This window comes from Vibrio sp. 9-16B-A1 (genome assembly GCF_056726165.1).
This window is the reverse complement of the sequence record NZ_JBSDZD010000001.1, coordinates 713,609-728,499: the sequence shown is the minus strand read 5'-3', so window position 1 is coordinate 728,499 and position 14,891 is coordinate 713,609. Positions and strand designations below refer to the sequence as shown.

Genomic DNA, 14,891 nt, shown 5'->3' with positions numbered 1-14,891 from the left:
CACACAAAAGTATGCATTATTATTAATTTTGTATGCGCATGGTAGCACTGCTCAGAGCTTGCTTCGAGGCTGGAGAAATAACCTGAGTCGATTTTTGTCGGTTTTTTGAACCGAAGCCGGTTTTGACAAACGAACTGACTTGAAATTGAGGCTGACAATGAATACAGATAACAGGGTAAGCCTTTGTTCAGGAGTGACCATGTCCGAAAAACTGTCCACTACAGCGCTGGCCAAAAAGCGGGAGATGGAGGCCAAAGCGCTGTTCAGCGAGCTGAAAACCGCCGGGTATATTAACCGGGGGGAAGAGGGCTGGGTGCTGACGGAGCTGGGAACCAAGTTTGGCGGTGAGTATGCTAGCCACCCCAAATACGGCCGCTTTATTGTCTGGCCGGAAAATCTGCTGGTGGATCTGGTTGCGACCAGCGGCAAAACCCTGACCGCGACCCAGCTCGGTGAGCGGCTCTCCCTCAGTGCAAAGAAAATCAATCAGCTGCTTAGTGAGCTTGGCTGGCTCTCACGTGATGAGACGGGCTGGCAGGTCACAGCATCCGGGCTGGTAGTGGGTGGTTATCAGCGCGAAGACAAAGCCAGTGGCAATCAGTTTGTGGTCTGGCACGATTCGCTGGTGAGAAATAAACGGCTGAAACAGTCCGTAAATGAGTTCCGCGGCCAGGACGCCGAAGCCCACGCGACCGACAAATCCCTCTCAAGCTTTCGTCAGAAGTTTATTGCCAGACACCGCACTCTGGACGGGCACTATGTCCGCTCAAAAGGCGAGCTGCTGATCGACAACTGGCTCTACATGAACGGTATTGTGCACGCCTGCGACCGTCAGTTGCCCATTGAAGAGGACGTGCTGGGGGATTTCTACCTGCCACAGGGCCGGGTTTATCTCCAGTTCTGGGGCAGTGACGCCGGGGCTGCCGATGAAAAGAAAAAAGAGAAACTCCGCGAGGTGTATCGCCAGCATGAGTTTGCTCTGATCGAAGTGGAATACCATGAAATGGAGCGCCTTGATGAGGTGCTGCCCGGGCGGTTACGGGAGTATGGGATCCACTCTTACTAATTTATGGCACTTTTACCTGAAGAGAGGCACGGTGTTTTATTTGGAGAGTGATACTTTTAGTACAATAAAAACAAAGGGGTAAACATAAATTAAGTTTTCCTTTTCTCCTGTTATCTTTTGTTTTTAGCCCGTTCAATCGCCACCCTTTAGCATGTTATTCATCAATCATCCTGATGGAAATAAACATGAAATAACGACTGATCTCTTTGTCTGTATGTACAGCGCTGACCGCGTGTGGCGGTGGTGGTGACAGCTCTGGCGTGGATACAGGTAAACTCATACCTGAGGCCGGTATGTCCATCGGAATCTATCTGACCACGCTTAGTGACGGTCAGGACATCCTGCGCACGGCTTCTTCAGATGCCCGTTTTGCCGGAGTCGCGACACTACTGTCCGGCTCAGAAAAGGGAGTGAAGACGACTATGCTGCATGGCAGCAGCAGCTCCTTCTGAGACTGTGCGCCATAACCTTACCTTTATGGCAAAGAAAGAGGTGCAGGACGGCACGGAAACCAGTCAGTTTCTGTTTTGGGATAAAGCCCCGGGTGAAAGTGACCTGCTTTCGGTGCTGGCACTGCAGCAGGTCATGCCGGAAAAAGTGTCTCTGTTACTGACTCAGCAATGGGGGACTAAGCTGAGTTCAGAGGGGCTCAAGCCTGCCGGAGTGGCCTGGCAGAAAAAGACCGGAGATGGCCAGTTATCCCTGGTGTTGCAGGCGGTTGAAACGGTTCCTGTAGTCGAGTTTCTGGCCGGCCGTGCCGGTGCGGTGTGGGAAGCCTCCCAGCCCAGCAAGTATCTTGGGTATTACAGTTCGTATCAGCTGAACTAACTGGGCAAAAATCTGGATCAGCAGGACGTTATTACCCTGAACACACATATTGACGGAAGTTGTCACATCGCTGCAAACGGTATTCACGCAAAGAACAATGTCTGGATATTTGAAGCGGAGAAGATGAACGGCCGGTTCGCAGCAGACTGCCGGGCTAAGCTGATTACTCTGTGGGCGGATAAAACGGACTCAGAGCGCGAAAAGCTGATCCGCCATTTCACCGAAAATGAACACGCATTCTCACTGGCGCTGGTTGCAAACGCTAACGGAGAGCCAATTGGCTGTAAACCACTTCATTGACCCGTATGAACTCAGTGTTTTCAGTGATTATCCGGTGAACCTGAGCGGGCATGGATTGATGTCTCTGACAAAGTAAGCTGCTGACTTGGTAACCCGGGTGCAGTGTTGCGGATATCCGCACTTTTCTGTTCTGATTTTTCACACTGATATCATTTAAAAGTTAAGTAAAAAGAAACTCTTCATCAATAATCCCACAACCCGTTAATTGTACTAATGAGCGGGAAATACCGCGCCCGAACTGCACAGTTTGGAGCTTCCGGAGCTTACCAGGTCATGTTTTGTTGTATGGACTATCTGGCTTTGACCCTGAAATCAGTTGGTGGCTAAAACTTCCCGTTTCCTGACTTAGTCGGTCACGGTGTCGTTTTGTTGACGGCTTCCTTTTTCACAAAAATGAGAGCACACCTGCTGATAAAGGCTTGCTTATACTGCTTCCATTTGCTTTCGTTAAAGATGGTTTGGCTATACGGGTCGAAAAATGACAAAAATTTGTGTAGTAACGCGCTGTTTTTCTGGTTAATTTCACCTGATTTTCAGAAACAAAGCTGGTAGAGGATAACAAAATCACACAAAATTAAAAATCATCACTTTGCAGTTAGCGTACAAGGCCTGCATTCAATAAAATAGCATCTGTGACAAAACTCATACGTAAGGAATAACTCATTGGAAAATGTAAAGACGTTGATTCAACTTACCTGTATTCCAAAGGAAATAAGAAGTTCTGTATACAATCCATCTTCATGCTTATTTGAGTTAGCTCAGATATATAGAATGATTTATAGGAATAAAATCCTCATGAAAGCCAATGTTAAAAGCTGTGGAAGTGCATGGATAGAAGTAAATATAGTCAATGGTAAAGGTGAGCATGTAGGGTGTTCTATTTTTGTAGAGCAGGAGAACTATAAGGAATACTTTCTCATATAATAATTAACATCATGGAGGTGACATTCTGATTGTCAGGCTACATTATTGTATCGAGGAGCTATATTCAGAATCATTAGAAATATTACCTTCTGCAATTGCATTTGGGTAGTCAGATAAATGTTCGTGCGCACGTTCACAATAGTCAGAGAAAGAATTTGTCCAGAATGTATTTATGTCTTCAAGGGACAGGCCATCAATCAACTCAACCCATGGAGAGAGACAGTTCTCGGTTGTATTTAATTCGGATAGTCGAGAATATATGAAACGAGGAGGGAGAACTTTTGTTAAAGAGGATATTGAACGCAAATAATCGTCTATAAACCCTTTTTTATCTCCCAAATGCAGTGACACGTTAGATCTTACCAAATAAAGAAATGCATTATTTGGTACGCCACTCAGGATGGACTTCGAAAAGTACATATTTGATTTTTTAAATCTATCCAGCCTATAGTTAAACAATGCTAGCCAGATGTTTCTAACCTGCAGTGAGGATGATTTACTTTCTTCTATTACGGAGATCCATTTATTAATCTGCCTGTCGCTAATACCAGGTAAAGATACAACAAAAGGCGAAAAATATGCCAACTCCAGGTCAGTAGCATATCCTTTTCTTATAATATCACTTATCGATTGTTGAACGTTGTTGTTTAACAGCGTAGACAGGCTTTTTGACGAGTGGTGTGAAGCGTGGCAGCGATTACCAAATAGCCTGTCGATGGTATTAATTAAGTTGTCGATAGATAATGCAAAATTATCGGTATCAATGATAACGGTTGATTTGTTAGCTATGGTATTCCTAAGCGAGTCAAATACCTCAAACTCTAAACGAATTCTCCTTGTGTTATTAACCTGATGCAGCTGAATGTTCAGTATGTAGTCACCATTGCTATTATTGTGTGCACCTGGCCAATACTCATCATCACGAATTACCTGCATGAAATATAATGGTGAATCCAGGTTAGATAAATATACGCTATCATTGTTTAGTTGAAAATTGAGAATTGAAGCCTTGATTGGAATTAAATGCTGCTTTGAAAAATCGTCAAGAGCCGAAATCTCATTTAGCAATAAATGGGGCTTTATGGTGGATGAAATTGACTGGTTTTCGCCATAAAGTGGATTTTTAAGAATAGACAAGCAAATAATCAAGGATAACATTAGGGCTGCTATAATTGTACGTAAAGTTGAGCTTGATAGGTAACTCTTATCTCGATATTTCCCATTTTTTAGTATTGGTCCAGAGGTGGAGACATAGTCAAGGCTAAAGTAGTAACCTTTCCTTGGGTATGTCACTAGTACTTTGTATGGATCGCTGACAGTATCATGCTTTTTAACCAAAGAACGGATGTCTCCAATTCTGTTTGAAATGACATTCTTGGATATGAAGTCACTTTCCCAAACCAGATCCAGTATTTTGCTTGTCGATATTGGAGTTCCAACATTTCTAAGTAATAGTTCCAAAACTTCCTGTGTTTTTGGTTCAAGGTGCACGACAGAGTTATTGCTGCTAAGCTCTCTTAAAGCAGGATCATATTGAAGGTTGCCTATCGTTACTTTCGCTCTTTCTAATTTAGCTTTTTTTAAATAATTAACCATGACGACTGGCTGGTAGCGTTAAGATTTCTTATGTGGCAATAATAACACAAAAATATGCAATGGATAGGTTCTCAGCTCTATTACTATTCAATGTATTAATTGAGCTGTAGCTCGAATTCTCATCTGCAATAGAGCTGTTCAATAAAGTCTTTCTTAGTCTGAATTCCAGCAGAGTTAAATAAACTTAAATCACAATAGCTTTACTCCAAGAAATAGGATAGCCATAAAAAGCAATATTACTGATAAGCTTTTATATCTGTTGCTCACATGGTTGCTATCAACGGATTTATTTTTATGTTCAAGGCTGTTATCCAGTTTTATATAGGACGGTACCAGGTAGTATCCTTTTTTGGGGTAAGTCTTAAGAAGGTCTCTTGGCTCGATATTGTTTGAGTTATTTCTTACAACAGATCGAATCAGGCATACTTTATTTGAGACAACATTTTTAGAAATGAACTTATTTCTCCAGATGCTTGTCAACATGGTCTCTATTCCTACGGGAGTCCCAACATTCGAGAGTAATAACTCTAAAACCTCGATTGAACGTTGGTCGATAGATATAACTTTGTCCTCCTTATTGTGGAGGGTTTTATCAACAGGATTATACTTAATGTCAGCTAGCATTATATCACAGTTGTTACAAATGGCTTCTTCCAATACGTTTCTCATGGGGCTTCCTTTGTCATTCTATTTTTGAGTAATTAGATGAATGGAAATCCATTGTTGTTGATTGAATCTGAGTCTAAAAGCGATCTGGCTCACATGATTTGGATTGGTGTTAAATGATTAGCATTGGTTATATAACTGTTAGTTATGGTTATTTGTTGTTTGGTTTTGTTTACTAATGTTTATTAATATTTATGTCATGAGCCTGGTTGGTGGGGTATTGTGCTTGGGGTTGAATATGAAGGAAATGAGGAAAACCAATCAATGAGTTAAAGCACCCAATCTGGTTCGTATATAGAGCAGTATCTCAATGTCACCATAAAATCGCCTTAACAAGGCATTTGCGAGTTAAATATATAATCTAGGAGTTTTAATGAAGTTTTCAAGAAAAGCAAAAACAGCTAACAAGCAAAACCAAAAAGGTATTGCTTTGTTGGAAATGATCATCGCTATAGGAATTATAGGAATTATTACGGCCGCAGTAGTTGCCCTTTCGGGTTCTGCATTTGAAGAGCAAAAGAAAAAAGATCTAATTGCTAATATTTCACAAGCAGTTGTCCAGGTGCAGAAATCATATTCAAATGCGTCAAACTATACTGGTATCAGTAATGCAATTCTTAGTGACACTGCGAAGAATAATCCTTTTGGCACAGATCTGGAAGTTAAGGCTACGTCTTCAGATGGTACTGCTGTGGATGATGCATTTTCGATTGGGATAAAAGGGCTGGATGAAAAAATGTGTATTGAGTTGATACAGTCAATAGGTTCTAGTTTTGCACATGGTATTGCAGGTTCAGCTCCGTCTGCAATAACTAAATCAACTAGCCTTGTTGGTGAAACAGCAGCAAATATTAAAGCTGGTTGTGCTCCTGTTAAAATTAAAGATGGACTTTGGTTGAGTCAACTTTAATATTATATAAGTATGGTCTGCATTATTTATGCAGACCATCACTGCTCGCTGAGGTGAGGTGCAATGAAAGTGTCAAGTAACCGAGGGTTTGCATTACTGGAGACTATTCTGGCTATTTCCGTTGCTACTGTAGCTTTGATAGGTAGTTCTGTTTATATGATACATCAGGTGGAGCAGAGCAGGTATGAAGATGGGGGCATTAGTCTGGCATCAATATCATACTATATATACCAATTTTCGAATGAGCCGGGAACGTTTAGTTCTGGAAAATATTCTTCAACTAATTCTGAGTTAAAGGAGCTTAAAAGCGCTACTAAGTGTACCCCCCCTGGTTTACGACCTAATCCCTGGCGGGGGGTAAACTGCAACACAACATTTTCTATCAATAGAACTGTTGCAATAACAAGTTGGTCGGTTGAAAGAAAAACAAGTGGTGATATTGAAGTTGTAATTGATTACGAGTATAGGTCACCGAGACTTCTTTCAGAGAAATTTGCTATTGCATCTATCAGAGCTGGGATGGAAGAAGGATTAAAAAATCATGGGTATAATGTTAATCAAAAGAATATTGACTTTAAGGTTAATAAAGTTGGAGCGGGTAAAGGGCAACTGGTAATCAATAAGGAAGTTCAATATTTTATATCAACAGGCAAGGATTCTGACTTTGAACAATCGGTGAAATTGTGTTGGGAAAGTAAAAGCAAAACTAAGATCTGTCTGCAGAATGAAGGCGATGATAACTCAATTTCGATCATAGATAAATCTACGGGTGACAAGAAAAACCTGAAAGCCATGTATGTTATTACTCCCAAGAATGGCGGTTCGGGAGAGTTTACTGGTGTAAGCAGTTCATTAGTAAGAGATGGAGACAGAATAGTTAAACCTGATTGCCCTGCAGGACTAAATCCAAGTATCGCTTTGTCATTAGCCAGTTTTGGGACAGGAATCTCATCAGTCAAACCAAGTGATGACAATTTTGTCCCGGGAATAAAAACGGGATCAGGGGCTGTGGATAGTGGAATTGGATTAGGGTGGAATACGGACAGATCAGGAGGTAAGCCTAAGTGGGTAATAAATGTAGTGGTGCCTGCAGGATATACAAAGTCTGATGTTCTGGCACTCGCTCAGGTTTGGTGTGAAAGTTAAGGTTGCTGAAGATGTCACTAAATAAAAGCGTAGTGTTCGTTTTAGGAGTGTTTTTTTGTCCAGCACTTGCTCTGGCAAGTCAGGTGACTGTAGTAAAAGGAGATACAATATATAGTCTTTTAAGGAAGCAAGGGATATTGGCTAATCTGGCCGTATACTCACGGTGCACAAGGGTACTCAATAATTTATCAGATGAAAATAAGCTAATAATCGGGCAAAAAATAACGATACCATTTGTTAATGACCCTCGCTGTACTTCTGGTTCGTATAGTCAAAGTAGCCAATCTTTGATTGTTGGTAAATACCGGGTCAAAAATGTCATGGTGAATGACGCCCATGTAACTAGTGCAGGTGATAAAAGGGGTGATAATGGGTTGGTAGAACTTAACTGTACATATAAACTGCCTTCAAATATATCTGAAAAAATTGACCTCGAAGGATTTGGTTGTGGTTTTACAAAATCATATAACGGTGTCCAATCAGGTAAATTAAGATATAACGACGAAGCTGCAGGAGAGCATGTCAATACTTCTTATTATGTCTTAAGCAAAGATAAGACACTATATGACAACCTCCAGGATTGGATGAAAAAAAAACGAGGAAAGCTCAAATGGTCATCTGAATTTGATAGTTTGATTGAGTCAGATGTTAGATTTGATACAGACTTTGGTGTTTCAATCAAAGAGCTGTCATCCTATTTTAGCCAGTACAAGTTTACTTTTTATGAGAAGAACAATGTTTTGGAAGTTATTGATAACTAGTTTTATAGTAATAAGTATGTCTGCTTGTACTAACACAAAGCCAGTAGACTCAAGCGATGAAGTTAAAAAGGTTTCAGAAAAAATAGACAGGCTGGAGTCACACACAAGAACCAGGGAAAAAAACAATATTGAATTTCGTCAGGAACTATATATTGCGGGCGACAGAGTTAAATTAGACAGGAGAGGTTTTTTGAAGGAAAGAAAGATGTCTTTCTTTTCATTAAGACCTGTATCAATATCAGATGCGATCAGACCTGTCAGAACTCATGGTATCTCTGTTGAAATCAATAATAACTGTTTTTTCTCCATCAATGACAGAAATGGTGAAGATAAAGTGATTGAGTATCAAGGAACCGTTGATGGATATCTAAACTACCTGAAAAGAAAGTATAACTATGAACCTGTGAACAGGGGAAACAGCGTTATTCTTAACCAATGTACCACTTATACCACGCAGTTGCCAGGAACTATCTTTTCATCAAATATGTCTATGTCAGTAGACGTTATAGACAGTGCTCCAATATCAGGCACTCAAAAACAGGACACGGTAGAGTCTGTGGTGAGTACTGTAAGGTCGATGGTTGGGGAAATGGGGGAAGTGGTTTTCTCAGACAGAACCGGACATATACGTATTGTAAGTCGTCCTAAAACAGTTGATGGTGTAAAGGCATTTCTGACCAGGTTAATTGAGAATCAAGCAAAACAAGTATCAATTGATGTTCGTATCGTTCAGTACTCCGGTGATGAGAGCTCTGTTTTTAACATGTCCGGGAAAATAGGATATCAGGATAATAATTTCCAAACTGGCATAGAAGTGCCTAAGGTATCTGCTGACTCTGCAACAAGTGTGATTGGTAAAGTCATATCGGGAAATTTCGGAGGAAGTGAGTTACTGCTTCAGAGTCTTTATGCCAACAAAAATGTATCTATTGCCAGCAGCATTAATTTAGTAGGCATTAACAGCTCTCCATTGCCATTTAATATATCCACTAAACGGAACTATGTTAAGTCAATAACAACCGAGTATGACAAAGATAAAAATACAGAAAAGAGAACTTATGATGTGGATAGCGTCGATTCAGGGCTTGAACTCATGATTCTTCCTACTATAGATGAGATAGATAATATTGATATGACTATCATGATCAAGCAAAAGGAGTTATTAAAATTAGAAAAGTATGAAAACATTCAACTTCCGGAAACTACAGAAAACTCATCTTTTCAAAGAATGAAACTTCAGTCTGGTGACACTCTTGTTTTAACAGGATTTGAAGAAAACAGATATAATAACAGTGATGGCTCTACTGTTCCCGGAACTTTTCTTCTTGGTGGCAACAAGGAAAGAAAGAAGGCGAACAGGAAGATAGCTATCCTGATCTCACCGAAGGTAATATGATGGATTTGGGATATTGGACATCCTCAAGGCTGACAAAATCAGAGAGAAAGCTTTTTACTGGTATCTACCGGTTGGTTGGAGTTGATTGGTTAAATAAGAAAGCCAAATACCTGTGTAAGCAAGATAGTAATATGAATCTTGATCTGGAGCTTGTAAGAAAGTTAGATTCTCTTGAAGGAACAGATAAGAACGCGACATTTCTTGGGCTGTATGAGGATAAGAAAGGTGGCTATATTTCAGTTATGAAGAGCGGCGTATTCCTTAATACATCTGGTTTTTTATCTCAGCCCTTTTTGTTTACAGATGAGAATGTTAGTAAGATAAAAGACTTAGCTATAAGCTTTGACGCCGAGTTGGTCATTATTGAAGATATATCGGATAAATTGTCAGGTTCAATTAGGCTATCAAAGGTAAGTTTGATAAATGGAAAATTGGTCATTTTATCAGTATTATTGTTTCTAATTTTGACAGCTCTTTATGTATTCAGGTCTTTGATATGAACAGAGTTCTGAACTTGAATGTGGCTATTGCTCTATTATCAGTGGTCATGATTGTATTTATTGGATACTTATCATATGACACTTACATTGCTTACACTGAGAAAAATATGGCAATGATGCTTGAGGAAAAAAACCGCATAGAAATCGAACGAAGTAATAAACAGCAACAGGCTTTGCTGACATATATAAATTTAAATTCGGCAAAACAGGTTTTAAATGATTTCAAATTGTACGTTGATTTATCGACAGAGATGGAGATTGGGGGGTGGAAATTAGAGGCAATCTCGTATGGAGTAGACTCTAAAAAACCCCCAAAATCCAGCATAAAGTATACTGGTGGTTCTGAGCAGGAGGCGTTCTACCCTGAGTATGTTTTTAATAAGTTCAGTCAGTATGGATTTTCTGATTTAGCGGATGGTATTACTTTTACTAATAATTCAACAAGAGCAGAATTCTATGTGGATATTGCGCATGTCAAAAACGGGGTCCACAGTGTTAGTAATATTGGTCAGTCAGATGATGCTTTTAGTTTTGAAGGTTTCATTAAGGATTTGGGGAACTGGTCCGAGTTTTATAAGGTATCCAGACCTAATCAATTGATAAAAATAAAAGGTGATCCAGAAAAGATTTATGACTTCGGTGGGAGGTTGTTTTACATACTTAAGTTAGAGCATAAAGGTGATTTTTTTGATTTGTATAACCTATTGATGTTATTTCCTGATGGTGCTCATGTTGTTTTTGAAAAATTGATTTACACTAATGAAAAGTACGAATCTAATATAAGTATTGTTTATGAAGTTACTAGCCCTAAACGTTAATCTGATCGCGATTTTTTCATTGTCTTGTTTATCTATGGACGCCTTAGCTAACACTGAAATCCCTATAGAATCTAAAAATGAAAAAGTCGCTGATGAAGTTGTTTCTAAAAACAGAAATGATAGTGAGTCTTTGGAAGAGAGGCTTCAATCTTACAGGGAAAGATCGGTCGAGTATGAAATAAGGAAAAGGGAACTTGAGAAAAAAATTGAACTTGATTCATTGTTAATTCAGAAAGCAAAGTTAGATGCAGAGTTACAGTCCGTAAAAAGTAATAAAAGTAAGGCGGATCGCCAGACTAACACCCACAGAGTTAAAACCGGTCAACCAGTAAAAACGTCAAGTAGTAAAACAGATTTAAATAAAAATAAGATTCAATTAATTTCGATGTACGAAGTTGAAGGTGATATTTATGCCGACTTTGTCGACAAAACTAACGGTGGGGAATACAAAGGAATTACTCCGGGAGAGCGTTTTGCAGGTAAATATTCTTACAGAGTAGTCAATGGCCTGGTTGAGTTGAGGTATAGAAAATGACAACAGATATTATACTTCCTTATAAAGAATTACTGCAAAGGGAGGATCTTTCAGTCTCTTCAACGGATCTGGGCAATTATGAGAAGGCTGCTTATATATGTACGCTTTCAAAATCGAAGCAGAATTACCTGTTTATCAATAAAGGTAGCGTAAGTAAACCTAATTATTTTACTGAGCTTAACGAGTTCCTGAAGCGCAAAAAATTTGATTATAGCTATATTGTTCCAATTGAAGTATTTATAGAGTTGGAGTCATTACTTTCTCAAGATGTCTTGAATGTTGACTCAACAGAGGCAAAACAGTTATTGGTTTCTATATTCTCTGACGCAAGTGAGCACGGAGCCAGTGATATTCATTTCTGCAGAGGTGACAGAAAGTGTGAGATATTTTTCAGGGTCGATGGCAATAAGAATCTGTATAAGGTGATTGATACAGACAGTAGTGATGCTGCAATTTCTACTTTTTATAATGTGGAAGCAATAAGTAAAGGGAGTTCATGGAACCGTAAGGTGCCTCAGGATGCCATGGGCCCAATTCCAACCAGAAAAGGGAAAATACTCAATCTCCGTTACGCACACTCTCCGTTAAAAACAAGATCAGAGAAAGGTTATCACGCGGTATTCAGGGTATTGCAAGACGCCGGGGTAGGTGAGATTTCTGACCTGACAGATCTGGGCTTCTCTTCTGACGAGTCTGATTTAATCAAGCGAATGGTGAGTCGGCCATTTGGTTTGGTAATTGTGGCAGGTACGACGGGATCGGGAAAATCGACAACAATCAAGGGTTTTCTTGAGTGGTTGTACTTGAGCTTTCACAGAGAGTCTATTTCTGTTCTCACGGTAGAGGACCCGGTTGAATACAATATACGTGGAGCTATCCAGACAAACGTAAAAAGAAATGAAACAAAGGGTGATGATACTAACCCTTTTATGAAGTATATCTACTCAGCAATGAGGCGGGACCCTGATGTGTTGTTGATAGGAGAAACCCGGGATCCCGCGACAGCCAAGGCATTAACGGATGTTGTTGAGAGTGGCCACCTTGCTGTAACAACGCTGCACGCAAGTAGCGTGTCAGGTGTTATATCACGCCTCAATTCTCTTGGCATTGAAATGGATAAGCTACGATCATATGACTTCTGGGCCGGAATAATTGTACAGAAGCTTCTTCGGAGAACGTGCCAAAACTGTAAGGAGGAGCTGTCATTGGAACTGGACTACTCTCAGCTAAGATTTTCCAGAACACTCTACGACAAATTAAAGGATAGTAACGCAACCATCTATGCTGCAAGCGATAGTGGATGTGAGTTGTGCGGATTTTCCGGATATAAAGGAAGGCAAATATGTGTCGAATTTCTTTTTCCATATAATGATGTTATAGACGTAGTCGGTACCAGAGAGATGTTCACTAAATGGCGAGAAAATAGTGAAGGTGTCAGTGGTTATACCATGTCTGAGAATGCCTTTAGAAAAGTATTAGAAGGTAAGCTTTGTCCGCAGGAGTTTGAAAGAATATATGGAGTTAACTAAATGTATAATACAAGGTTGAGAGTAGAGATCTATGACGCTTTTATAGATTGCCTGAAAAACAATGTCTCAATTACCAGTTTTCTTGAGAATAACATCCAGGTGAACAAGAGTATTAAAAATAAGGAAATGCAAAAACTGTATCAGGAGTTATATGAGTTATACAGTATAAAAGGTGACTTGGTGCTTCTTTTGGATGATAAGGTACCTGATGATGAGATGTTAATAATAGACCTTTCATCTGAAGCAGGAGACCTGATAGTTGGAATAGAGCGTGCTAAAAACATCTGTGAACTGAAGAAACAGGCTATGGATAAAATGGTATCGGCACTTTTAGGTCCAGTAATTATGATCTTTCTTGTATTAATGTTGATTGGAGGCTATTCAGTTAAAGTTTTTCCTGAGTTTGAGTCTGTACTGCCTGTAGAATCATGGCCCGGTGCTTCGTCATCTCTTTATGAACTGGGAAAGTTTATTTTTAGCCTGATGTTTCCTCTCTGTATATTATCTATTGTCATTTCGATAATATCATTTAACTGGTATTTAAAAAACGGGATTGGATCTTTTAGAGAAAAATTTACCAACTTTCCAGTAGTATCCATTATGACCTTGAAGTATGCATCAGTTTTTCTTGGGGTACTTTCATTAATGATCCGTTTAAATGTACCTGTTGGACACACATTCTCAAACTTTAGGTCGACAACGCAATCGCGATGGATACAAAAGCATATGAAAAAAATGCAGGAAAAACAAGCGGAGGGATTACCATTAGGTGATGTACTCAATACAGGATTTCTGCCAATCCAGTTAGTTTCCAAACTGGCTCTGTATGCTGAATCTGCTGATTTGTCACTTGCTGCTGACAAAATCTTTCTTAGTTCACAATCACACTTAAAAAGTAAGTTAGAAACATTAGCTTCAAAGTTGAAGACGACAGCAACGATTGTAATTTCTGTTTTTGCTGTATGGATATATCTTTCGATAATGATGCTTAGTAATAGCTTTGCTCAGTAAGAGGGACTAAGATGCGTTTCTTAAATCTGTTTTCATTTGGTATTAAGTCCATTGATCTGTTTTTTCTTATTTCTTCATCATCGTTTTTAGTGAGATATTACGGTTTCTTTGGTGAAAAGTCATCAGACATATCAATATTGATATTGCTAATGGCTATAGTCCCGGTCACGAAGGTTGCTATTATATTGAGGTTGATTGTTTGGTGTGAGTATAAACATCAATCTATAATGGTAAGAAGGAACGGGCCTATATTATATTTGGAGGTTTTGTCCAGATTCCGTTCCCAATTAAGTCCAGTTGTTGTCATAGATATGCTTCGTACTGAAGGTTTTTTGTTACTGCATACACTTGTTCAGATATATAGGGTATCAAAAATAGATAGCCCACATAAGTTTGGCGTGAATATTTGTCCGTCAATCTTATGTGGTATTAAATTGGAGTTAATTATCTTTATTATGAACCGAAGTAAAAATGTAAAGCTTATTGAGATAACCGAGAATTCTGGGGTGTTTTTTGAAGGGAAGTTGATTAATAATATATTGAGGTTTAGGGAAAAGGGAATTGCGATAGCTCTGGATGATTTTGGAACCGGAAATAATAATATTTCACTTTTGGAAAAAGTCAGGCCTGATTTTGTTAAACTGGATAAAATTTTTGTGAAAAATGTTGGCGCCTCAGATGTTAAGGTTATGGACGCCATACGAAGTATATGTATTGAAAAGGCATGTTTTATTATAGTTGAAGGGATAGAAAGTAAGATTCAATATGATACTTATAAAGGCGGGGAAGAGACATTTTATCAGGGGTATTATTTCTCTCCTCCTGGATAGGAGTAACTTTTTTGATACCTGAAATATGGGTTGCCTGATGAGTCACCTACTCTCCCTTTAAAAGACTTTCGTGTA

General features: G+C 39.3%; 16 protein-coding genes. 14 read left to right on the top strand and 2 right to left on the bottom strand.

Annotated features, from left to right (window positions below):
* The first annotated feature begins 199 nt into the window (after positions 1-199).
* The 4 genes from ACVB80_RS03315 to ACVB80_RS03300 all read left to right on the top strand — a co-directional run bounded on the left by ACVB80_RS03315 (position 200) and on the right by ACVB80_RS03300 (position 2,194).
* Positions 200-1,066: a glycerol kinase gene (locus tag ACVB80_RS03315; protein WP_481079833.1), complete on the top strand. Its 867-nt coding sequence runs from the start codon at positions 200-202 to the stop codon at positions 1,064-1,066.
* A gap of 206 nt (positions 1,067-1,272) precedes the next feature.
* Positions 1,273-1,518, top strand: a complete 246-nt coding sequence (locus ACVB80_RS03310; RefSeq protein WP_481079832.1) for a hypothetical protein — start codon at positions 1,273-1,275, stop codon at positions 1,516-1,518.
* Positions 1,496-1,894, top strand: coding sequence for a hypothetical protein (locus tag ACVB80_RS03305; RefSeq protein WP_481079831.1), 399 nt, complete (start codon positions 1,496-1,498; stop codon positions 1,892-1,894). The genes ACVB80_RS03310 and ACVB80_RS03305 overlap by 23 nt, the downstream gene beginning before the upstream one ends.
* A 123-nt stretch (positions 1,895-2,017) precedes the next feature.
* Entirely contained in the window at positions 2,018-2,194 is a 177-nt protein-coding gene (locus tag ACVB80_RS03300) for a hypothetical protein (RefSeq protein WP_481079830.1), read from the top strand.
* Between the two features lie 966 nt (positions 2,195-3,160).
* Here ACVB80_RS03300 and ACVB80_RS03295 read toward each other — a convergent pair.
* Positions 3,161-4,714, bottom strand: coding sequence for a winged helix-turn-helix domain-containing protein (locus tag ACVB80_RS03295; protein WP_481079829.1), 1,554 nt, complete (start codon positions 4,712-4,714; stop codon positions 3,161-3,163).
* Between the two features lie 189 nt (positions 4,715-4,903).
* Positions 4,904-5,383 carry a winged helix-turn-helix domain-containing protein gene (locus ACVB80_RS03290; protein ID WP_481079828.1) on the bottom strand — a complete coding sequence of 160 codons (480 nt, stop codon included), beginning with the start codon at positions 5,381-5,383 and terminating at the stop codon, positions 4,904-4,906.
* A 370-nt stretch (positions 5,384-5,753) separates the two neighbouring features.
* Here ACVB80_RS03290 and ACVB80_RS03285 point away from each other — a divergent pair, with 370 nt between their 5' ends.
* The 10 genes from ACVB80_RS03285 (at position 5,754) to ACVB80_RS03240 (ending at position 14,816) form a co-directional block, all read left to right on the top strand.
* Complete coding sequence (locus ACVB80_RS03285) at positions 5,754-6,290, top strand: prepilin-type N-terminal cleavage/methylation domain-containing protein (protein ID WP_481079827.1); 537 nt, start codon at positions 5,754-5,756, stop codon at positions 6,288-6,290.
* Between the two features lie 63 nt (positions 6,291-6,353).
* Complete coding sequence (locus ACVB80_RS03280) at positions 6,354-7,436, top strand: hypothetical protein (protein WP_481079826.1); 1,083 nt, start codon at positions 6,354-6,356, stop codon at positions 7,434-7,436.
* 11 nt (positions 7,437-7,447) lie between these two features.
* Complete coding sequence (locus tag ACVB80_RS03275) at positions 7,448-8,197, top strand: LysM peptidoglycan-binding domain-containing protein (protein WP_481079825.1); 750 nt, start codon at positions 7,448-7,450, stop codon at positions 8,195-8,197.
* Positions 8,172-9,593, top strand: a complete 1,422-nt coding sequence (locus ACVB80_RS03270) for a hypothetical protein (protein WP_481079824.1) — start codon at positions 8,172-8,174, stop codon at positions 9,591-9,593. Before ACVB80_RS03275 ends, ACVB80_RS03270 begins: the two co-directional genes overlap by 26 nt.
* On the top strand, positions 9,593-10,093 hold the full coding sequence (locus ACVB80_RS03265; protein ID WP_481079823.1) for a hypothetical protein: 501 nt from the start codon (positions 9,593-9,595) through the stop codon (positions 10,091-10,093). The genes ACVB80_RS03270 and ACVB80_RS03265 overlap by 1 nt, the downstream gene beginning before the upstream one ends.
* Positions 10,090-10,911, top strand: a complete 822-nt coding sequence (locus ACVB80_RS03260) for a hypothetical protein (RefSeq protein WP_481079822.1) — start codon at positions 10,090-10,092, stop codon at positions 10,909-10,911. Before ACVB80_RS03265 ends, ACVB80_RS03260 begins: the two co-directional genes overlap by 4 nt.
* The gene (locus ACVB80_RS03255; RefSeq protein ID WP_481079821.1) at positions 10,886-11,446 is read left to right on the top strand and encodes a hypothetical protein; all 561 of its coding nucleotides are present in this window, start codon (positions 10,886-10,888) and stop codon (positions 11,444-11,446) included. Before ACVB80_RS03260 ends, ACVB80_RS03255 begins: the two co-directional genes overlap by 26 nt.
* Positions 11,443-12,975 carry a GspE/PulE family protein gene (locus tag ACVB80_RS03250; protein ID WP_481079820.1) on the top strand — a complete coding sequence of 511 codons (1,533 nt, stop codon included), beginning with the start codon at positions 11,443-11,445 and terminating at the stop codon, positions 12,973-12,975. The genes ACVB80_RS03255 and ACVB80_RS03250 overlap by 4 nt, the downstream gene beginning before the upstream one ends.
* Before the next feature lie 99 nt (positions 12,976-13,074).
* On the top strand, positions 13,075-13,986 hold the full coding sequence (locus ACVB80_RS03245; RefSeq protein WP_481079819.1) for a type II secretion system F family protein: 912 nt from the start codon (positions 13,075-13,077) through the stop codon (positions 13,984-13,986).
* Positions 13,987-13,997: 11 nt separating this feature from the next.
* Positions 13,998-14,816, top strand: coding sequence for an EAL domain-containing protein (locus tag ACVB80_RS03240; protein WP_481079818.1), 819 nt, complete (start codon positions 13,998-14,000; stop codon positions 14,814-14,816).
* The last annotated feature ends 75 nt before the right edge of the window (positions 14,817-14,891 follow it).

Excerpts from the sequence above, each read along its gene's own strand:
- ACVB80_RS03315 (WP_481079833.1), top strand. The coding sequence starts at position 200 with ATGTCCGAAAAACTGTCCACTACAGCGCTGGCCAAAAAGCGGGAGATG.
- ACVB80_RS03305 (WP_481079831.1), top strand. The coding sequence starts at position 1,496 with ATGGCAGCAGCAGCTCCTTCTGAGACTGTGCGCCATAACCTTACCTTT.
- ACVB80_RS03300 (WP_481079830.1), top strand. The coding sequence starts at position 2,018 with ATGAACGGCCGGTTCGCAGCAGACTGCCGGGCTAAGCTGATTACTCTG.
- ACVB80_RS03295 (WP_481079829.1), bottom strand. The coding sequence starts at position 4,714 with ATGGTTAATTATTTAAAAAAAGCTAAATTAGAAAGAGCGAAAGTAACG.
- ACVB80_RS03290 (WP_481079828.1), bottom strand. The coding sequence starts at position 5,383 with ATGAGAAACGTATTGGAAGAAGCCATTTGTAACAACTGTGATATAATG.
- ACVB80_RS03285 (WP_481079827.1), top strand. The coding sequence starts at position 5,754 with ATGAAGTTTTCAAGAAAAGCAAAAACAGCTAACAAGCAAAACCAAAAA.
- ACVB80_RS03280 (WP_481079826.1), top strand. The coding sequence starts at position 6,354 with ATGAAAGTGTCAAGTAACCGAGGGTTTGCATTACTGGAGACTATTCTG.
- ACVB80_RS03275 (WP_481079825.1), top strand. The coding sequence starts at position 7,448 with ATGTCACTAAATAAAAGCGTAGTGTTCGTTTTAGGAGTGTTTTTTTGT.
- ACVB80_RS03270 (WP_481079824.1), top strand. The coding sequence starts at position 8,172 with ATGTTTTGGAAGTTATTGATAACTAGTTTTATAGTAATAAGTATGTCT.
- ACVB80_RS03265 (WP_481079823.1), top strand. The coding sequence starts at position 9,593 with ATGGATTTGGGATATTGGACATCCTCAAGGCTGACAAAATCAGAGAGA.
- ACVB80_RS03260 (WP_481079822.1), top strand. The coding sequence starts at position 10,090 with ATGAACAGAGTTCTGAACTTGAATGTGGCTATTGCTCTATTATCAGTG.
- ACVB80_RS03255 (WP_481079821.1), top strand. The coding sequence starts at position 10,886 with ATGAAGTTACTAGCCCTAAACGTTAATCTGATCGCGATTTTTTCATTG.
- ACVB80_RS03250 (WP_481079820.1), top strand. The coding sequence starts at position 11,443 with ATGACAACAGATATTATACTTCCTTATAAAGAATTACTGCAAAGGGAG.
- ACVB80_RS03240 (WP_481079818.1), top strand. The coding sequence starts at position 13,998 with ATGCGTTTCTTAAATCTGTTTTCATTTGGTATTAAGTCCATTGATCTG.